We start from the raw sequence: 21,165 nt of genomic DNA, 5'->3' as shown, positions 1-21,165 counted from the left end.
CCCTTTTTCTTTTACCTTGACTTCAGAAAATTTCAAGCGTATAATTCCGCTTTGATTTTGACTTGGTTGAACCTTTTTAAGGAGATTTTATGAAAAACTTGTTCAGATGCAGAACGGGGTTATTCATCTTTCTATTTCTGAGTCTTAGTTTCACCGCTGTTTTCGCTCAAACTAAAGCCATACCCCAGCGCTCGGATATTCCTGAAAAATATAAATGGAAATTGGAGGATATCTATCCTACAACTGAGGACTGGGAAAATGACTTTTCCAAACTGAAGGAGTTCATTCCCCAGATTTCGGCCTGTAAGGGGCATCTGGCCGATTCGGGTAAAAAGCTCTTGGGATGTCTGGAATTAAACGATACCCTGTCTAATAAACTGGACCGGCTTTACGTTTGCGCCAACCTGAAGTTAGATGAGGATACCCGAAATTCGACTTCCCAGCAGATGGCTGACAGGATATCTTCTCTGGGGACCCAGATAGCTGAAGCCGCCTCTTTTTTCCAGCCGGAGATTTTAGCAATTCCTGATCAGAAAATCAATGATTTTATTAAGTCAGAAAAAGGGTTGAGAACATATCAGTTCTATTTTGATAATCTTCTGCGAACCAAGGCTCATATCCTCTCTCCCCCGGAAGAAAGGATTTTAGCCTTAGCCGGGGACCTGGCAGCAGGCCCTTTGAAAATCTTTACGATGATAGATGATGCGGACATAAAATACCCTTCGATAAAAGACGAGAAGGGAGAGGAAGTTCAGCTTACCAAGGAGCGCTACTCCAAGTTCCTGGAGTCAACAGATAGGAGAGTCAGAAGGGATGCCAGCGTTGCCTATAATACCACTTACCTGAGCTATCTGAACAGCCTGGGAGCAAACTTGACGACTCAGCTCAATAAGGATATATTTTTCGCCCGAGCTCGAAAATATAATTCCAGTCTGGAAGCTTCCTTAGACAACAACAATATCCCGGTCTCGGTTTATGAGAACTTAATCCAGACCGCCAATAAAAATCTGGAGCCGTTACATAGATTTGTAGCTCTAAAAAAGAAATATCTGAAATATGATACTCTTTATTCCTATGATTTATATGTCCCTCTGGTTCCTGAGGCGAAAATGGAGATACCTTATGATTCTGCCTTGAAGCTCGTCCAGACCGGGCTGGCTCCTCTGGGAAAAGAGTATATCCGGGATTTGAAGACGGGGCTCTCCTCCGGATGGGTAGACGTCTTCGAGACCGAAGGAAAAAACAGCGGTGGCTATTCCTGGGGAGCTTACTCCACTCATCCCTATGTGTTGATGAATTATAATAATACCCTGGAAAATATGTTCACCCTTGCCCACGAGATGGGGCATTCATTGCACAGGTATTATACTAACCAGAACGAGCCTTACATCTATGCAGGCCACACAACTTTTACGGCTGAGGTGGCTTCGACCACTAACGAGGCGCTTCTGATGCAATATCTTATCAATGCGCTTCAAGATAAAAACCAGAAACTCTATCTTCTGGAATATTATATTCAGCAGATCATCGGCACTTTCTATTTTCAAACTCTTCTGGCTGAATTTGAGAAGATGGCGCACGAGAAGATGGAAAAGGGAGAGGCACTCTCCCCAAAAGTGATAAGAGCAGCCTACCGGGACCTGATGGAGAAATACTGGGGTCCGGAAGTCTACCGTGATTCTATCAGTGACCTGGGTGCACTTCGGATTTATCATTTCTACCGGAATTTTTATGTATATCAATATGCCACTTCGTATGCGGCGGTTACCTACCTTTCCACAGAAATTCTTAAAGGAAACCAGGATGCCTTAGCCCGTTATTACACCTTTTTGAAGACCGGAAGTTCTGATTATCCGATCAATGTCCTGAAAAAAGCAGGCGTGGATATGACTTCTTCTGAGCCGATAGACAAGACGGTTGAGCTTTTCAATAATCTGGTGAATCAGTTTGAGAAGTTGCTATTGGAGTAAAAAGACGTGAGCGTTGTCCGTTTTTCGCGACCGTAGGAATACACCTCACGATTGGGTGGCACCCTCAAACTCGTTTGAGGGTGATTTAGATTTAACATATCAAAACTATGTGCCAGCCAGGTCCCCCGACCTGGCTGGTTTATTTCGTCGGGCCCGGGGACCCGACGGGCACAGTAGTTCGACCCTTTTAGGGGCGCCTTTTTTTGTAGGGGCAGCAGTTGTAGGTCGGGCTGTCCGGTCTTTGATGGGACTGCCCGACAAAAAATAAGTCGGGTAGCTTACGCAACCCGACCTACTGCCAAACTCTAAAAATCGGGCAACCACAGGGGGTTTCCCCTACATTTTATTTCTTTTTGTCTTCGTAAGCTTCGGCTAAGAGCTGAAGTATGTGTTTTACTTTTTTACCGTTATTATTCTGCAAAAACGTTTCCTCAAATCTCATCATGCAGCCAGGGCAGGAGGTTACCAGGTAATCAGCTTCGATTTTATCCATATTGTCCAGTTTCTTCTGCATTATTCCCACAGAGGTAGGATAGTACTTCAGATGGAAAGAACCGCCTCCACCACAGCATCTATCTGCATCTTTCATGTCGGTGAATTTTACTCCGGGAATGCTTCTCAATATCTTTCGGGGTTCTGCTTTTATTCCCTGTCCCCGGTTTAAGTGGCAGGGGTCATGATAAGTTACTTTATAATCGATTGGCTTGAAATCATCTTTCAGTTTAATCACCTTGGTCAGAAACTCATTTATGTCATATACCGGTGCATCGAATTTGCCTACTTTCAAAAGCTCCGGATATTCTTTTTTCAAAGTCAATCCGCAGGAGGCACAGTTGGTGACAATTGCATCTAATTTGAACTTGTTAAATTCTTTCAAATTCCTTTTGGCATGTTTTATCCCGGTCTTGAAATCACCTGAATTGTAAATTGAAGTTCCACAGCAGACCCATCCTCTGGGAATAAGCACCTCGATGTCGTTATGAGTCAAAACCTTTATCATCGCCTCAGCCACTTCTGGATAAACCAGGTCAGTTCCGCAGCCGATAAAATATCCGACTCTCATCTTAGGATTTTTGACTTTGATAATCTCCGGAAATCTTTTTCTGGCATTTTTCTTGGCGATCCTGGGATAGATTCTCTCCTTAAAACCCTCCGGAATAGGCAGAAAAAGTTTCAAAGCTGTGCTGTCGGGCAGCATTTTCTGGGCTAATCTTCCCATGAAAGTTGCCCATTTTGCCACAGGAGGGAGGAGTCTTCCTCTTTTCATCAAATGCCTGAAGATCATCCTCTCAATGAGCGTAAGTTTCCCACGTTCAACTAATTCTGCCCTGGCAGTAAGTATCAGGTCATCCACCCTGACTCCGCTGGGACAGGCTTCTACGCAGGCTTTGCAGTTAAGGCAGAAAGCAACTTTTTTCCTGAAGACCTCAGTTAAATCGATATCCCCCTTATAGGCTGCATCGATTAAAGCTACCCTTCCTCTGGGAGCGGCTGGTTCGTACTTCATCTCAGCATACAAAGGGCAAGCAGGGAGACAGGTGCCGCATTTGAGGCATTTGAGGAGCTGGTCCTCGTGATCTTTTAAGTATTTATAATCATTTTGTGACATAAGCGATTATCAGTCAAAAAATTTTTGGAAATATAATTCCTAATATTATACGAGTCAAGGCTTAAAATATGCAGTATTAAGACCTTTTTGCTTCTATTTGCATTAGAGTAAATTACTGAGTTGACAAATTATTACGGTTGATTATATTCCTTTTGAAAGTGTCAAGGAGGGGGATCGGTTTCTTCTGTCGGTCTTTTTAAAGAGTATATGTGGTCGTCGGGTCCCCTGACCCGACGGAAAAGATTGGACCTGTCAGCTCGGGAGATCTGGCAAGCACGAAAGGTTTTCTTAGTAAGGAATAATTGTTTTTGCTGAAATCTAATTAAAACCTTTAACTCCAGGAGGTAAGATTGAAAAAGCTCCTCTTCGTTTCAGTTCTGGTTATCCTTTTCGGATTTGTTTCTCAGGGGGTGGCTCAGGAAAGTTACCTTATCAAGGTAAGTGCATTCACTCCAGAGAAGATTGGTATTCTCTCAAGTTCCGGGATAAAAGCCTATGCTAAGACTGCTGATTACTACTTAGCTGAAGCAACATCTCAGAACCTGGAGTATCTCAAAAGCTTAGGCATCTCCTATGAGATTCTGGATAATGAGCCAGAATACTCACTTTACTTTTTTGTCTATGCAAAACCTGGTGAAGATATCTCTAAATATCTGACTCAGATCAAAGAAAAAGCCACAGTCCTGGAAGCAAAAGGGGAGAAGGCGATAGTCAAGGGGAATCCTCGAAGAATCGAAGAACTGACCTCTTTTGGCCTGGAATTAAGACTGATCAAGAAAAGACCTCTTCCTCTTAAGCCAGAAGCTGAGCTTCCTCTTGTCTCCAGGGGTAAGGCGTTAGTCTACAATCCTTTGATTGATGAAATAATTCAGAAGGTTACTACATCCGAACTGGCTGGTTGGGACAGCTCACTTTCAGGAGAACATCCGGTTACAATCGGAGGGAATGCAGATACATTGCTGACCCGGTATACTTATACTGATAAATGCGACAGGGCGGCTCAATATTTGAAAGAACAATTCGAGAGCTTTGGATTGACTGCCTGGTATGATACTTTCAACATTGCCACAACCAGCCTTATTCAAACGATGGATATGGTCTGCACACCGACTGGAGATACAGCTTGGTTGGGAGAATTTAATTCGGGGATGTGGAAGACCACAGATGCCGGTGAGCACTGGAATTATATAAGCGGCGCAGACTATTACGGCTTACGGGCACTTTCTAATCCTACCCCTGAGACGCTTTACGGTGTGGGATATTACGGGCTGATCATTAAATCTACAGATGGAGGAGAAAGCTGGTCACCATTATCCTCCCCGGATACTACCTACTATAGAGGGGTTTATTTTCACGATGGTAAAAGAGGGTTTGTGACCGGCTATGGCGGAACAATTCTTTATACTACTGATGGCGGTCAGAATTGGACCAATAAGACGAGTGGTACCTCTTACAATCTTTATGGGATCACCTTTATCGACGAGTTCGAGGGTTGGGTCGTGGGACAGAATGGGACGATACTTCATACTACTGACCGGGGTGATAGCTGGACTTCTCAAACCAGCGGCACTACTGGCATCATACTTGAAGTGGAATTCGCCACCAGTAAAAAGGGATGGGTTTGCGGTTACAACGGTTATCTGCGTTACACCACTAACGCGGGAACGAATTGGGTTGCTCAGACCAGCGGAACAACTCAGAATCTCTATAGGGTAAGCGCTCCGGATTCTATGAAGGTCTGGGTAGCAGGCTGGGGTAGAACTATCCTGCACACGACCAATGCCGGCTCGAACTGGTCCTCTCAAGCCTCCAACCCTAATTCCGGATCATACTGTGCGGTTCTTATGGTGGACACATTAAAGGGTTGGGCGGCTGGATACTATAACGATATTATGTACACCACTGATGCGGGACAGACCTGGGTTCAGCAGGGTGGTAATACTTATCCCCGTATTACTAAGCTGAACGTCGTGGCTACTCTGCCTGGTCAAACCCAGCCGGGAAAGGAATGTCTGATAACTGCGCATTATGATAACACCTCTAATGACCCTTATAATTATGCCCCGGGCGCAGATGATAATGCCTCTGGCACTGCGGCGGTTTTAACCGCGGCTCATATATTAAAAGATTTTGAATTCGACTATACTATAAAATTCATCGGCTTTGCTGGCGAGGAGCAGGGGTTGCTCGGCTCTGAAGCCTATGCTCAAAAAGCCTATGAAGCTGATGACACTATTGTTGCTGTTTATAACCTCGATATGATTGCCTATGATTGGAATAATGATAATATTATTGAGCTTCATGCTGGCACAGGTTCTTCATCCGGGGCTCTGGCAGATATTATGATTGGGGTGATAAATGATTATAGCCTGCCCTTGGTTACTCAAAAGATAACCTCAGGGTCAACTGGTGGTTCTGACCATGCTTCCTTCTGGGCTTATGGTTTTCCAGCTATATTGGGGATTGAGGATTTTCAGGATTTCAACTCGGCTTATCATACTACCGGAGATAGGGTCTCAATCTTCGATATGCAATATTTCACCGATTTTGCTAAAGCCGGGATTGCCTCTTCGGCTATCTTAGCTCAACCCATTCCCCAGTTCAAATATGGAGATGCTAACGGAGATGGTAAAGTCACAGTAAGCGATGCGATCTATCTGATCAACTATCTTTTCAAAGGCGGACCAGCACCAGTTCCTTTAGAATCCGGCGATGCCAATTGCGATGGTCAGGTTACGGTGGCGGATGTTATCTTTATAATCAATTATCTGTTTAAAGGAGGACCTGTACCTGGCTGCTGAAAACAGTTTGAAGTTTGGAGTTTGTTAGGTTGTTCTTATTTGTAGGGACAGAACAGTGTTCTGTCCCTACTTTGGACTCTTTATATCTCCTTGCTTAACTCCAGAAATCTCTTGTAGGGGATTGCAGTCCAGCTCTCGGCTTGAATGGCGCCATAGGAAAGGCCTATCATCGAAACCTTGGCTGCGACCTCCTCGTCCGGGGCTTCATAGATATCCAGAAAATCATAAGGACCTAATAAAGCATAATGGCAGAGGAATTTGACCTCCGGGCATTTCTTCTTGACCATACCCATCCATTCCTTGCCCAGCTCAGACCTTTGCTTCATCCTCTTGGTTACTTCCGGAGAAAGCTTGGTCATCAACACATAGGTAGGCATATTCTCCTCCTTTGAAAGAGTTTTTCAAATGTTTTATCTCAAGAATAATTTAGTTCTGTAAACTGGAATTGTAAAGAGGTTTTTTTGATTTGCTCTTAGGGTTTAATAGGGATCGACTCTTAGAAGTGGCACTCGTCCGCCTCTGACGGACTGACCTTGCGGAGTTTATCTTCGGTGCCGACTCTTGATGACAAATGGGGTAGGGACGTATTGCTATACGCCCCTACAAATTCTAAAAAACTGGAACTTTTTTATAGGCTAATTGTAAAAGTGGTAGAACAAACGATAAGGAGGTGTTGTTATGTTTAAAAGAATCTCAAGCACAGCAGTTCTGGCGGTTATCCTGGCTGGTTTACTGCTGGTCGGTCTGGTCTGGGCTCAAAAGTCAACCCAGGTCAAAAAACAGGGTTGGGTAGGAGTCTACCTGCAGGAACTTACCCCTGAGCTCAAAGAATCCATGGATCTAAAGGAATCTACAGAGGGTGTTCTGGTAAACGGAGTGGTGGAGGATAGTCCGGCTGAAAAAGCTGGAATAGAGGAAGGTGATGTGATCATCTCATTCGATGGCAAAAAGGTTGGTTCGACTGATAAACTAACCGGCCTGGTCAGGAAAACTGCTCCGGGGACTGAAGTCGAAATCAAGGTCATCCGTGATGGTGAAGAGGAAAGCCTTAATCTGACTATTGGAGAAAGTTCTCTTTCTGGTTTGTATAACCTGAATCCTGAGAAGCTCAAGATAGAAAAGAAAATGATTGAACCCTTCATTTGGAGCTTTCATTCGGGATTGAAACTGGGGGTCGCAATTCAGGATTTGACTGAGCAGTTGGGTGATTATTTCGGAATCAAAAAAGGAGAGGGAGCTTTAATCACTGAGATAGAGAAGGAGAGTCCTGCAGAAAAAGCTGGACTAAAGGCCGGAGACATAATTGTCCAGGTGGATAATGAGAAAGTATCTGGTTCAGACGACGTTCGGCAGATAATCTCTGAGAAGGAGAAGGGAGATAAAATCAGCCTGAAGGTAATGAGGGATAAAAGACAAAAGGATTTTTCCGTGACTCTCGCCGAGACTGAAAAGGAGTATTCTTTCAAAATCCAGCCTGATATCGAAAAAACAAAGAACATCGAGCTTTTCCTGGACAAACTTCAAATCCCGGAAGCCCCTATGCTAAAAGGTTATTCCTCAGATGAAAGCAAGCTGAAGAGAGATCTTAACAAGCTGAAAAAAGAGATGGAGGAGCTTAAGAAAGAATTAGATGAGCTGAAAGAAGAACTGAAAAGATAATTGGATCTGAATATCTAGTCACAGGAATATGTAGGGGCACGTCGTCCCGCCAAAGGCGGGATGCCCCTACGACTTTCTTAATCGAAAAACTTTATTATGGTTTGCTTGACCTCTTCCAAATCGAAAGGCTTGGGAATGCAGGGTTGTTTTACTCTGTCCAAAAAAGCTTCAGTTTCCGGATTAGCCAGGTCTCCGGTGGTAAAGATAATCTTTTTGGCTAATTCCTCACTATATTTTTTGACTTCCTCATAAAATCTTCGGCCATCGAAATCCGGCATCTTTATGTCGGTAATGATCAGATCATAATCAGAAGCTTTTACTTTGGACAAGCCCGTTCTGCCATTTGATGCCACATCTACCTGATGTCCTTCCTGCTGGAGAGTATCCATCAAAATATCCAGAATCGACTGCTCATCGTCAATCGCCAGGATATTCTTTTTCTCTATTTTCCGAATCACAGATTTAGGTTTTTCCTTCTTCTCCGAGACTGCGGCTTTTTCTTCTTTCAATACAGGCAGCTCAATTACGAAAGTAGCCCCCTGACCCAGTATGCTCCGGGCATAGATCTTTCCGCCATGCTGCTGAATGATCCCGTAGGAGATGCTCAAGCCAAGTCCTGTTCCTCTTCCCACATCTTTAGTGGTGAAGAAAGGCTCAAAGATTTTATTGAGATTTTCCTCCGGGATACCAGGACCATTATCCTCCAGAATTATCCGGATCATCTCGCCAGCTTTTTCAGTGCGGATTCTGATTTCGCCTTTCCCTTTGGATTCCTGGATTGCCTGGTGGGCATTGTTCATGATATTCAGAAATACCTGTTGAAGCTGGTTGAAGTCTGCCATGGTCTTGTGCAACTGTGGGTCGAGATCTTTCAGCACCTGGATGTTACTTACTTTCAGGTCATAAGCTCTTAATTCTATAGTCTGGTCCAGAATGGTATTGATATCCAGATATTTTTTCTCCGGCTTATGTTTGCGGGCAAAGGTGAGCAGGTTATTCACGATGTTTTTTGCCCGGTCCGACTCCTTGGAGATCTTGTTCAGATAGCTCTGGGTCTTGGTGTCCAGATTGTTGTTCATAAGAAGAAGCTGAGAATAACCCATAACTCCTGCCAGAGGGTTATTAAGCTCGTGCGCTACGCCTGAGACCAACTGCCCCACTGCAGCCATCTTCTCAGACTGCACCAACTGCTCTCTGAGGCGCTTTTGCTCGGTTATGTCTCTGAGCAAGTACACGCTTCCGATAAATACACCTTTGGAGCTGAAACGCGGAAAGGCGGAGATGAGGAAGATCTCATCCCCGGAAATTCCCTTCATCTCTAGGGTAAACGGTTTTTTGGTTAGCATTGCCTGACGATGTGGACACTCCGAACATGGCGAGTCCAGCCGGTTATGAAAAACCTGATGACATTTTTTGCCGATGATCTGGTCTGGCTCCATGCCTAATTTTTGAGCCAGGGTTCGGTTCGCGCGGATGATCCTGTATTCCGGGTCGATCAGACAGATGAGATCAGTTATCGAGTCAAAGGTCTGTTCCCACTCCTGTTTCCCCCTTAATACCTGGTTGAAAAGCTGTGCGTTGACCATGGCTATAGCCGCCTGGCTGGTGATGTTGGTGAGAAACTGCAGGTCCTCTTCGGAAAAAGCATTCTTTTCATAACTGCACACAGCCAGAACCCCTAAGACTTTATCTCCAGATAGCATTGGAACACCCAGCCAGGAAGAGGAAATCTTATTGCTACCAATAGTCTCGACTTTTACCGGCAGTTTTTTGATATCAGTTTCAAAGTCACTTATAAGCAGAGGTTTCTTAGTTCTGATCACATAGCTTACCACTCCATCGCCTAAGGGGACTCTTGTCTTGGGATACTGTTTTTTATTATCTATTAAAATCTCGAAATTTAGTTGGTTATTTTTTTTATCATATAAAGCCACGTAATAGGATGGGGCGTTAATGACCAGGGTCAATTGCCGGTAGATGTGTTCCAAAAGTTGATCCAGGTCTAAAGTCGAATTCACTACTCGGGCGACGTTGTTGAGCACCGACAGCTCTTGAATTTTCTTTTCACTATTAGCATAAAGCCTGGCATTTTCCAGAGCCACGGCAGTTTGATTAGCAACCGATTGCAAAAGCTGCAAATCCTCCTCGTCGAAACCAGCTATTCTATTGGTCTGCGCATCCAACACCCCCAAAACTTTTCCTTGTAATTCAATCGGGACCGCTAACTCGGATCTAGTCTCCTTAAGACCGTTGAAGTGATAGTAGCGGGGGTCAGTACTCACGTTTTCTACAAACAAAGTTCGGTTACTCTCAGCCACCCAGCCCAGGATGCTTTTTTCCTTCAGTTCCAGGTTATGGTTATGGATATTATATTTACCTTTGTCATCCTCATACATCGATTTTATAATAAATTCATCTTTTTGAATCAGACCAATAGTAACCGCGTAGTAGTTCAACTCTGAATAAAGGAGTCTGATCACCTCTTCCAGAACCTTTTCAATATCTAAAATCGAGGTGATCTTCAACCCGATCTGGTTGATCACCCTTAAACGCCTGGCTTTGTTGGTTTCTTTCACGTATAGCTCGGTATTTTCAATTCCCACGCCTATCTGGCTGGAAATGGAGGAAAGAAGCTCTGCATTTTCCTCAGTGAAATGATTGAGTTTTTTACTTGCCAGGCTCATCAAGCCTATCAGGTTATCCTTAGATTGTAGGGGAAGAACAATGTAAGATTGAAAACCTTGACGCTTAGCTTCCAGGTTGATGGACTCATTTGACTCGGAAAGGGATTTGTTTACCAGCCAGCTTGAGGGGTTAAGAAGTTTTTTGACCCAGGGATGATCCAGGTCAGCAATTCTGGCTTTATCCAAGAGCGAAGCATCTGCCCCCAGAGACCCTTCCAAAATCAGCTGGTTTCCCTTAAGCATATGGATGCTGGCACAATCAGCGTTGGTGATCTGTTTGACTATTTTAAGGGTATTATTCAGTATTAATTTAAGGTCCATTGTCTGGCTGATAGTAGATATGACCGAGTTAATGGCTGAGAGCTCGTGAACCTTTTTCTGCAGTTTTTCATCAGTCAACTCAAATAGCTGGGCATTTTCAATGGCCGTAGCTGCCTGGTTGGCAAACACCTCTAAAAGCTCTGCCTGGTCAGGGGTGAACATTCCGACGATAGACCTGTTCTCTAAGTATATTAAACCCAATAGCTTTTGCTTAATCTTTAAAGGAACACTTAAGATAGACTTAAGCTGTAAATCCAGGATACTATGTTTGTTTTTGAATCGCTCTTCCTGGGAGGCGTCCTGCAGGAAAACGGTTTTCTGGCTTTCTATCACTTCCCGGATCACGCTGCGGCTGATCTCGAATTCTGCGCTCTCGATCTCCTCTTTGGCTAAATTGTGAGCGACTTTGAATTCCAATCCGCCGTCCTCTTTTAAGAAGATCAGATAGCCATATTCAGCTTTGGTCATCTCTATTACCTGATCCATCACATAAGCCAGAAGTCGATCCAGCTTCAGATTGGAGTTCATGGCATTACTTATCTCCAGGAGCTTGCGCAGGGATTGGTCCTGGAAACTGCTCTGCCGGGTTTTCTCCAGTTCTAAAGCCCATTTTTCAGCTTCCTGCAGGTCGGTCTCCATTAATTTGAAGACCTCAGCCCCTTCGTAAGTTGAAGAAGTGCTTTTCTTTTTTAAATCCGAAGTTGACATCGATAAATCCTCAATCTCTTTTTGATAAAATCTTCAATCTACTCCAGCTAAAGCTTTGCTTTGGGTCTTAAGTTCCTCTTTTAAGAAAGTGATTTCTTTTCTTAACTGAATTTTCTTAGGCTCAGAAAGATACAAACTCCTGAACTCCTCTGGCACTTTAGCGTAGATCTCACGCAGAACGTTTACCGATTTTTTATAATATTTTGTGGCAGAGGTATATTTTCTTTGAGCCTGATATAGATCTCCCAAGCTGGCTGAGATCTCCCACTGCAACTCCGGTTTTTGAAGTGATTCAGCCTTATCCAGGGTGGTTTTCAGGTCTTTTTCTATTTCTTCCCAGGAGAAATTTTCCAGATTCCAGTTGGAAATTCTGGCTTTCAGCTTACCCTTTCCAAGAACAAGATTAGAATAAATGATCAGGGAGACATCCTGAGACTCCTCCGCCAGCCTGAGGGCGTTTTTCAGAAGCTCAAAAGCCAAAGCATAATTTCCAGTTTCCAGGTTGAGTTCTGCCCAGGATTTCAAAGCCTCAGCCTCCCCGGGCTTGCTATTTAATTCCTGGTAGATCTTTATGGCTTTTTGAAGAAATCTTTCCGATTTGAACCATTCCCCTTTGATTCGGTATATATCTCCCAGGAGAGTGAAGGTACCAGCCTTTCCAAAAGTGTCTTTCAGCTTACACTTTATAGTATAGCTTTTATGGGAACATTCGATTGCTTTATCCAGGGCATTCAGAAGCTGGTATATGCAACCCTGGTTGTGGGTATTAATTGACAGGTTCACCAGAGCTCCAACTTTTTCGGACATCTCCATACATTTCTGGTTATATTCTAAAGCAGAACGATAATCAGCCTGCTCCAGGCTGATATTGGCTATATTGCTCAAGGGAATTATAACCGAGGAGCGCGCTCCTATACGGGTGTAGATAGATGCACTCCTTTTATAATTCCTCAGCCCTTCGGAATAATTGCCTTTCTTGTAGTAAGCATTTCCTAAATTGTTGTATGAGCCAGCCATGGCATTGATGTCCCCAATTTTTTCACGTAGGGCAAGGCTTTTCTGATAATATTCGATTGCCCGGTCAACGTCTCCACGATCAAAAGAGATGTTCCCCAGATTATTGTAAGGGTAAGAGACCTCCTGCTCGTCTTTGAGCTTCTGAAAAATCTCAATCGACTTCTGGTAATATTCGACGGCCTGATCATATTTCCCCTGATACCAGTGAACCACTCCGGTAACGTTAAAGAGTTTTCCAATTTCTTTTAAAGAGACCTGATCCGTTTTATCTTTTAAGATACCTAGGGCTTTATCATAAAATTCTCTGGCCTGATCGAACTCTCCTTTGCGGCTGTGCACAAAACCACAATCGTAATAAAGCCGGGCCATCTCCTGCGAATGTTCGCTCGACTGCAGATGCCCAATCCCCTTGCTCAGGTGTTCTAAAGCCAGGTCAAATTCGCCTTTTTTCTCATAGACCATCCCGATTTTCTCAAAAGCATTAGCTTTCTTTCCGGGATCAAGGATGATCTTATCCCATTCTTCAAATTTCTGGATAGCCAGATCGAACTGGCCCATGCGCTGGTAGAGCTCAATTAAATTCTCGTATACTCTGGATCCGGCTTTACTATTTTTTTTCTGTTTCAAAAGGGGAAGGGCATTTTCAAAGAATTTGCAGGCTTCGTTGTTGGCGCATATTTTTTTACTTCTTCTTCCAGCTAAAAGAGAATAACTTAAAGCTTTTTTCTTATCCCCGGAGTTGTTAAAATGATAGGCTAATTCCTCCGGATGCTCACGCCGGTTAGAGCGGTAAAGGTTTTCTAACAGAAAACCAATAGTTCGATGCATTCCCAATTTCAACTCAGGTTCCATCTGCTCGTAGATCACCTCGCGGATCTGAGCATTGGTAAAGAAGTAAAGCTCAGTCGCACTCTCCTTTTCCGCTTTAAGGATTTCCATCTTCTGCAAAGAGTTAAGTCCGCAAAGGAATTCTTCCGGCTGCTTTGGTAGAGCTTTTTGAAGGAACCCTGCCTCCACTGCACGGTTGAAAACTGCCAGGGTCTGGGCAATTTTTAAAAGATCGGGGTCTAATTGGTTTACCTTTTCAGAAAGAACCCCTTTCAAGGTCCGGGGTATCTGCAATTCAGTGAAATCAAATTTTTCTAGGGACCAGTAAAGGTCTTTTCGGGAGATGGATTTCTTCTCAATAACGGCTTTCATTACCTCCTGAACAAAAAAGGGATTCCCGCCAGTCAGCTCTTTCAGTTTCTGGCTGAAGCCAGGGGGAAGAGTCTCTATCCCCAGCCTGGACCGGAGAAGCTCATCTATCTCCTGAACTTCAAAGGCTTCCAGGCGAATCTCGGTCAGCAAGCCCTCTGCTTTCAGCTCCTGGATCTCGCTTTCAAAAAAGTTAGACCCTTTTTCTGCCTCTAACTCGTTAGACTGGTAAGTACCCAAAAGGAGAACAGGGTATGTTTTGATATTCCTGGAGATATAGCTTAATAGCTCTAAGGTTGCCTGGTCAGCTAACTGGAGGTCATCGAAGCTGAAACCCGCAGGACTGGATTCGCTGAATTCCAGGAGAAATTGAGTGACCCCATCAAAGAGTTTGAGTTTTTCCTGATCTGGATTTAGCCTGACCTTTTCAGGCTCCTGCTCTGTCGAAAATGATTCCGGTATAAGTTTTTGCAGAGTCCAGGAATATTTCTTTACCGATTCTGATGGAAACAGCGGGAAGATCTGTCTCAGGATCTCCCTGATCGACTGGTAAGGAGTACCGCCCTCAGAGGAAGATTTTCCAGAGAAAAAATTCACCTTGTTCAGCTGGATCCGGTATTTGAACTCGTTCAGAAGCCGGGTCTTGCCGATGCCGCTTTCACCCCGGATTAAAAGAAAACTTCCGGTTTTCTCTTTGAGCAGTTTTTGAATATGCTCCTGAAATAAGGAGATCTCTTTTTGCCGGCCGATTAGTTTGCCGCTTAAAAGACAGCTTTGCTCTGCATCCTGGCTATCTATCTGAAAATCCTTATGAGCCAAGACATTTATTGCCTCTATAATCTCATTGGCGCTCTGGTAACGACTCTCCGGATTTTTTGACAGTAGTTTCAGAATAACAGTCTGGAGCGAATCAGGTACATTAGGTTTTACTCTCTGGGGAAGGATAGGCTCCTGTTCTATCTGCTTTTTCAAAATCTCAACCGGGGTATTACCTTCAAAAGGCAGCTTTCGAGTTGCAACCTGATATAGAACCACACCTAAGGAATATAAATCTGTCAGGCGGGTCGGGAGTTTACCTGAAGCTATCTCCGGGGCAAGGTAATGAGCAGTCCCCTTGATTTTGCCAGCGGTCGGTCTTTCCTCTGCCAGTCCAAAGTCCATAAGTTTTGCCAGATACTTTCCTTTGTCCAGAGTCTTAACCAGGATGTTTTCCGGCTTCAGGTCGTTATGTAAAACCCCTCTAAGATGCACATATTCTAAAGCCCTGCAGACTTGAACTATCAGCTCATACAGCTCATCATAAGACAGGTTCTCTGTGGCTTCGAACAGGTCTTTTCCCTCTACATACTCAAGGGTGAAAAAATATTCATCCTCCTTCTCGGAAGAGGATTTCCGGATTACGCCGAAATCATATACTTCAGCCAGATTGGGGTGGCGCAGTTCGGTAAGCGATTTAAATTCGCTTTTAAATCTTTCAAGTGCAGGAAGTACCTGCTTGTCTGCTTTGATGGTTTTAAGGGCAATCTTCTTGTTGTTCTCTGAGGAATCCTCTACCAGGTAGACAGACCCCATACCGCCCTCGCCCAGCTTCCTTACTATCCTGTAACGATTATTGATGATCTCCATAGACATTCAACTAAAGTGCGAGAATCAGGACAATCTGATTCTCTTTTCTTTATCGACAGCATTAAAACAAAATTTACTTTGGGGGATTGGAGGAAAGGCTTGTTGCCCCCTTAATCGTTGATTAACTGACAAGATATTTAGAGAGGATGAAAAATGAGAGAAAGGGTAGCCGCAGACTTTAGTCTGCGTTTCCATCGAGTTAATTCCTGATACGCAAGCTGAAGCTTGCGGCTACCTTCCTAAAAAACGCCCTGGTCGAGTAGGGGTGGAGTTTGCCTCCACCCGCTCAAGCTTCTTTTTACCCACAGAGGACTGCACCGCCGTTGACGTTGATGATCTCTCCCGTGATGAAGGTGGCTAAGTCTGAGGCTAAAAACAGTATGGCTCCGGCGATCTCTTCTGGCTCAGCCGCACGGCCCAGAGGAATCTGGTCTAAAATCCACTTCCGGTCTTTCCCGATTAGCGAGCTGTGGCTCATATCTGTATCCACCCAGCCAGGCGCGACACAATTGACCCTTATATTGTAAGATGCCAGCTCAGTCGATAGAGATTTGGTCAGGCTTATAATTGCCCCTTTGGTGGCGGCATAATGAGAATGGTAAGCCTCACCTCTCTGCCCGGCAGTGGAGGAGATATTGATTATGTTTCCGCCACCTTGTTTTTTCATTATAGGAACGACTTTAGTTGTCAGATAGAAGATGCTCTCCAGATTTATAGTCAAAGTTTCTTTTAACTGAGCAGGGGTCATCCTATCTATAGGGGCATATTTCCATATTCCAGCATTATTTATCAGGATGTCGATCTTACCGAATTTCTTAAGAGTAAAGTCGACCATCTTTTCACACTGAGATTTTGAGGAGACATCTGCTCTATAAATCTCCGCCTGCACATCTCTGGACTTAGCTATAGATGCAACTTTTTCTGCCTCTTTCCTGTTTCTGAAATAGTTTAAGATTAGGTCGGAGCCTGCCCGGGCAAAAAGCAGGGCGGTGGCTTTTCCGATTCCTCTGGAGGCACCGGTTATTAAGGTTACCTTTCCTTTAAGATCAATTAAAACTGACATTTTTAACTCCTTCTGTTCACTTGTTCGGATTACCGAGGTTTCAGACCCCGGCCACCACCAGACGTTGTAACCAAGGTCAGACAGGAATGTCTGACCTACCACCAAAACAGCGTAGAGGAGGTTTCAAACCTTCGACCGAGCCTTGATCCGCCTCTGGCGGACGGCTACGCGTTTTAGGATTCTATCTAAGATAAAATTAAACCAAAAGATTGCAAGTAAAAAGAGGTGGGGTATTGTCCTAATTTGGTTCTCAAGATTTATTCTTAAATAAGTGAAACCAGTATTCTGTGTCATTCGTATGATTGTCTCGGAAGTTAAAAAATGAAACTGTAACAATATCTCATTCCTCTTGATTAAACATAACTTTCAGCAAAAAACTTGACTTTAAGAATGAAATGAATTAAATAAAGATAAATGAATTAATCTGGACTTGGAAGAATCAAAAACCTCATTAAAAAAACCTTTTCAAAAAGAGGATCAAAGATGCGCTCGAAGGTTGCAGCCTGCCTGATCGGTTTGCTGCTATTTTCCGTAGCAGCTACTCAAACTTTCGCCGAAGAGGGGATGTGGATGCTGGATGAGTTGAAAGATCTCCCCTTTGAGCAGATGAAGGCTAAGGGTCTGGAGCTGACTGCGGAACAGATCTATGACTTAAAGGATGCAGTAGTCCAGGTGGGAGGCGGGAGTGGCTCTTTTGTCTCACCTAATGGTCTGATTTTGACCAATCATCACGTGGCTTTTGGTGCCATTCAGAGACGAAGCACGCTGGAGCAGAATTTCATCCAGAATGGATTTTTAGCCAAAACCCAGAAGGAGGAAATTCATGCTCCGGGATACCAGGTGCTTATTACTAAAGATTTCAAAGATGTGACCAAAGAAGTGCTCAAAGGTATAAACGAGAAGATGTCATACTTTGACCGGTATAAAGCCATAGAGAAAAACCAGAAAAAGCTGATTGCCGAATGCGAAAAAGGAGGAAAAGTTAGGTGTAGTGTTGTGGAGGTGCTCAGCGGGACCAAGTATTATCTTTTCATCTACAACAGGATCAAGGACGTGCGTCTGGTTTACGCTCCGCCAAGCTCAATCGGTAGTTTCGGAGGAGATATCGACAACTGGATGTGGCCCCGGCATGCAGGGGATTTCTCCTTTTTCAGAGCATACGTGGCTCCAGACGGGAGTCCGGCTGAATACAGCGAAGAGAACGTCCCATACCAGACCAAGAGATATCTTCCCATTTCTATCAAAGGGTATAAAGAAGGCTCTTTTGCCATGATCCTGGGTTACCCGGGTAATACCCTTCGTTACCGGGACTCGTATTCAGTGGATATGTGGCAGAATCACCTGTATCCCCAGCAGATAGAAACTGCAAAAGGAATGCTTAAGATATTAGAAGCAAAATCAGAAGAGAGTCCAGAGTTAGCCATCAAATTTGCCGACAGAATCGCAGGGATTTCTAATAGCTTGAAAAACAATCAGGGAATGCTGGAAGGGCTGAAGAAAACCCGTCTTTTGGAGCGTAAATTAAAACAAGAAGCTGAGTTCAAAGAATATCTTGCCCAGCATCCAGATTTGGAAAAAAAATATGGGGATGTTTTACCAAGAATCGGTGGCCTTTATGCGGAGTTGAAGACCTACGATGAGAAGCAGAGTATGTTAGATGGCCAGACGAGTGATGTCTTGGGTCTGGCTTATACCATCCAGAAATGGGGAACCGAGAAGAGCAAAAAGGATATGGAGAGGGAGCCCCAATTTCAGGAAAGGAACATACCTGATCTCAAAGACTATCTCAAAGAGGCTCAGCACGACCTGGACATCCCCACAGACCAGTTGATATTAGAGATGTTCATTACCAGGGCTGCCAGCTTGCCAGAGGGTCAGAAAATTGAGGCAGTAGAGAAAATCGTCCAGGAAAAACAGGGAGAGGAGAAGAAAAAAGCCATACAACAGTTTATTCAAAACCTGTATGAGAATACCAGGGTTGCGGATGTGGATGAACGTCTTAAGATGTTCGATATGACCGCAGAAGAACTTAAGAAGAAGAATGATGCAATGATCAATTTTGCGGCTGAGCTTGAAAAGGAAAAATCAGTTATCGATGACAGGTATAAATCATTCGTAGGTGCGGTTTATCAACTCAGGCCTCTCTTCATAAGAGGGATCAGCGAGTGGAAAAAACAAGGGCTTTACCCGGATGCCAATGGCACCCTTCGTTTCAACTGGGGTGAAATCAAGGGTTACTCACCACGAGATGCTGTTAATTATGACTATGTTACTACTCTGAAGGGAGTGATGGAAAAAGATACCGGCACAGAACCTTTTGACGTTCCGGAGGTTCTTAAAAAGCTATATGCCAGCCGGGATTTTGGAAGGTATGTCGATCCAGGCATAGGGGATATGGTGGTAGACTTTCTTTCAACTAACGATGGCACAGGCGGCAATTCCGGAAGCCCGATTATGAATGGAAAAGGAGAAATAATTGGTTTGATTTTTGATGGCGACTACGAAAGCATAACCTCTGATTTTCAGTATGATCCGGATTTAACCCGATCCATAAACGTGGATTCTCGCTACATTCTTTTTATCGCTGAAAAGATGGGTCAAACCCAGAATATTCTAAAGGAACTGGATATTCGCTGAGCTTGGTTGTTAATTCAATAAAAGAATTAGAGAGTCTATTTCTATATAGTCCATTTTTTTGGAAGAAACACCGGAGTCTAAATCCAACCGGAGTGGATCCGGTATCGGCGGAGCTTTAACCTTATCTCTGATTATTTGAAAATCAATAGAGCTTATTTTTGGTTACTCCATTAACAAGACACTGCAAAGGTTTTTCAAACAATTCTTTTTCGGGATCTCAGATTATTTTACTCTTTAACAGTAGAGAATAGATGTCTAAAGCCAGTTTAATATTATTAAATGGTAGAATCGTTACGCTGGATAAAAAAAATCCTGAGGTTCCTGCTTTGGCCATCTCAGGCGAAGAGATTGTCTATGCAGGAAGTGAGGAAAAGGCGAAGGCGTATGCGACCAAAGAGACAGTGGTAATAGATTTAAAAGGGAGACTGGTTCTGCCTGGTTTCAATGATGCGCACCTGCATTTTCTTGGAGGGGGATTGAACTTCCTGCGGGTGGATTTGAGAGACTGTAGAAGCTTTCAAGAGATAGGGGAGAAGATCAAGGATAAAGCTAACAAATTGAAACCTGGGTCCTGGATTTTGGGTAGGGGATGGGACCATACTCTTTTCAATCAGGGGAAATGGCCGGATAAAACCTTTTTAGATAAAATTGCTCCGCAGAATCCAGTTTACTTAAAAAGAATCGATGGGCACGTGGGCTGGGCTAATAGTTTAGCTTTGCAAATGTCGAAAATAGACCAGAATAGCTCTTCTCCAGAAGGAGGGGCTATAATCAAAAATGCCAATACTGGAGAACCGATAGGAATCTTGCTGGAAAATGCGATGCAATTGGTTGAGCGTATGATTCCTAAGCCTTCTTTTGAGGAGCAGACTTTAGCTCTAAAAGAAGCCGTGAAGGAAGCTAACAGGTTCGGGATTACGAGCGTTCAGGATAATTCGGATGTAGAGGTATTAGAGGTTTACAAAAAGCTTATGGAAAAAGATGAGTTAAAAGTCAGAGTTAGTGAATGGTTACCTTTAGAATTGATTAAAAAACCACAGGAACTAAAACGGCTGATAAAAAGTTTTCCTGAAAAAAGTAATCTTTTAAGACCTGGGCTTCTTAAGATTATGGCAGATGGTACGCTCGGCTCTCGCACTGCTTTTCTTTTTGAGCCTTATTCGGACGAGCCAGGAAAGTCTGGAGTTTTTTTGCATGAGGAAAAAGAGTTAGAGGATATGGTTATGCTGGCAGATAAATCAGGGTATCAGGTTGGGATTCACGCAATCGGGGATAGGGCTAATCATACAGTTTTGAATGTATATGAGAAAATTCAAAAGATGAATCCAGAGAGAGAAAGAAGGCATCGAATCGAACATTGTAGTCTGCTCAGGGAGGCGGATATTTCTCGTTTTGCTAAATCCGGGACAGTGGCTTCAGTCCAACCGAGTTTCTGGAGCTCAGATAAGAAATGGCTGGAGCAGAGATTGGGGAAAGAGAGAATGAAAGGGGCTTACGCTTTTAAATCGCTTTTAGATTCGGGCACGGTTTTGGCTTTCGGGACTGATTGGCCAGTTGAGTCTTTGAACCCGATGTTGGGTATATATTCGACGGTAACACGGGATGTAGGGGCACAGCATGCTGTGCCCCTACAGGGTTCTGCAAATTATTTAGAGACGCATGGCCATGCGTCTCTACAAAAGCTGACTATAGAGCAGGCGGTAAAAGCTTACACTCTGGGTTCTGCTTATGCTGAATTTCGGGAGAAGGAAAAAGGGTCTCTGGAAGTCGGGAAATTAGCAGATATAGTGGTTTTATCTAAAGATATTTTCAGCATTCAGCCAGAGGAGATTAAAGACACGGAAGTGGAGATGACGATTTTGGGGGGAAAGGT

General features: G+C 43.9%; 10 protein-coding genes. 5 read left to right on the top strand and 5 right to left on the bottom strand.

The annotated features are described in order from the left end of the window. The first annotated feature begins 89 nt into the window (after positions 1-89). Complete coding sequence (gene pepF, locus MUP17_04670; protein ID MCJ7458267.1) at positions 90-1,970, top strand: oligoendopeptidase F; 1,881 nt, start codon at positions 90-92, stop codon at positions 1,968-1,970. Positions 1,971-2,313: 343 nt separating this feature from the next. Here the strand turns inward: pepF and MUP17_04665 are convergent, their stop codons facing one another. After that, on the bottom strand, positions 2,314-3,579 hold the full coding sequence (locus MUP17_04665; protein MCJ7458266.1) for a (Fe-S)-binding protein: 1,266 nt from the start codon (positions 3,577-3,579) through the stop codon (positions 2,314-2,316). Positions 3,580-3,929: 350 nt separating this feature from the next. Here MUP17_04665 and MUP17_04660 point away from each other — a divergent pair, with 350 nt between their 5' ends. Next, on the top strand, positions 3,930-6,380 hold the full coding sequence (locus MUP17_04660; GenBank protein MCJ7458265.1) for a M20/M25/M40 family metallo-hydrolase: 2,451 nt from the start codon (positions 3,930-3,932) through the stop codon (positions 6,378-6,380). Positions 6,381-6,460: 80 nt separating this feature from the next. On the opposite strand, the gene MUP17_04655 is transcribed toward MUP17_04660, so the two are convergent. Beyond that, the gene (locus MUP17_04655; GenBank protein MCJ7458264.1) at positions 6,461-6,757 is read right to left on the bottom strand and encodes a GYD domain-containing protein; all 297 of its coding nucleotides are present in this window, start codon (positions 6,755-6,757) and stop codon (positions 6,461-6,463) included. 301 nt (positions 6,758-7,058) lie between these two features. Between MUP17_04655 and MUP17_04650 the strand changes: the two genes are divergently transcribed. Then, the gene (locus MUP17_04650) at positions 7,059-8,039 is read left to right on the top strand and encodes a PDZ domain-containing protein (GenBank protein ID MCJ7458263.1); all 981 of its coding nucleotides are present in this window, start codon (positions 7,059-7,061) and stop codon (positions 8,037-8,039) included. A 77-nt stretch (positions 8,040-8,116) separates the two neighbouring features. On the opposite strand, the gene MUP17_04645 is transcribed toward MUP17_04650, so the two are convergent. The 3 genes from MUP17_04645 to MUP17_04635 form a co-directional block, all read right to left on the bottom strand. Next, entirely contained in the window at positions 8,117-11,752 is a 3,636-nt protein-coding gene (locus tag MUP17_04645; GenBank protein MCJ7458262.1) for a GAF domain-containing protein, read from the bottom strand. 33 nt (positions 11,753-11,785) lie between these two features. Then, positions 11,786-15,592: a tetratricopeptide repeat protein gene (locus MUP17_04640; GenBank protein MCJ7458261.1), complete on the bottom strand. Its 3,807-nt coding sequence runs from the start codon at positions 15,590-15,592 to the stop codon at positions 11,786-11,788. 298 nt (positions 15,593-15,890) lie between these two features. After that, a complete protein-coding gene (locus MUP17_04635) occupies positions 15,891-16,655 on the bottom strand; it encodes an SDR family oxidoreductase (GenBank protein MCJ7458260.1) in 765 nt (254 codons plus the stop codon). 483 nt (positions 16,656-17,138) lie between these two features. Between MUP17_04635 and MUP17_04630 the strand changes: the two genes are divergently transcribed. Together MUP17_04630 and MUP17_04625 are read left to right on the top strand one after the other, a co-directional pair. Continuing rightward, complete coding sequence (locus tag MUP17_04630; protein MCJ7458259.1) at positions 17,139-19,292, top strand: S46 family peptidase; 2,154 nt, start codon at positions 17,139-17,141, stop codon at positions 19,290-19,292. Positions 19,293-19,543: 251 nt separating this feature from the next. After that, positions 19,544-21,165, top strand: a 1,622-nt coding sequence (locus tag MUP17_04625; protein MCJ7458258.1) for an amidohydrolase, incomplete at its 3' end; no start/stop codon positions are given.

The sequence above is a fragment of the Candidatus Zixiibacteriota bacterium genome (assembly GCA_022865345.1).
Taxonomy (GTDB): domain Bacteria; phylum Zixibacteria; class MSB-5A5; order MSB-5A5; family RBG-16-43-9; genus RBG-16-43-9.
This window is presented reverse-complemented; position numbering and strand designations above follow the sequence as displayed.

What these genes read in the sequence shown, in the direction of transcription:
- pepF (MCJ7458267.1), top strand. Translation starts at nt 90, where the DNA reads ATGAAAAACTTGTTCAGATGCAGAACGGGGTTATTCATCTTTCTATTT.
- MUP17_04665 (MCJ7458266.1), bottom strand. Translation starts at nt 3,579, where the DNA reads ATGTCACAAAATGATTATAAATACTTAAAAGATCACGAGGACCAGCTC.
- MUP17_04655 (MCJ7458264.1), bottom strand. Translation starts at nt 6,757, where the DNA reads ATGCCTACCTATGTGTTGATGACCAAGCTTTCTCCGGAAGTAACCAAG.
- MUP17_04650 (MCJ7458263.1), top strand. Translation starts at nt 7,059, where the DNA reads ATGTTTAAAAGAATCTCAAGCACAGCAGTTCTGGCGGTTATCCTGGCT.
- MUP17_04645 (MCJ7458262.1), bottom strand. Translation starts at nt 11,752, where the DNA reads ATGTCAACTTCGGATTTAAAAAAGAAAAGCACTTCTTCAACTTACGAA.
- MUP17_04640 (MCJ7458261.1), bottom strand. Translation starts at nt 15,592, where the DNA reads ATGGAGATCATCAATAATCGTTACAGGATAGTAAGGAAGCTGGGCGAG.
- MUP17_04635 (MCJ7458260.1), bottom strand. Translation starts at nt 16,655, where the DNA reads ATGTCAGTTTTAATTGATCTTAAAGGAAAGGTAACCTTAATAACCGGT.
- MUP17_04630 (MCJ7458259.1), top strand. Translation starts at nt 17,139, where the DNA reads ATGCGCTCGAAGGTTGCAGCCTGCCTGATCGGTTTGCTGCTATTTTCC.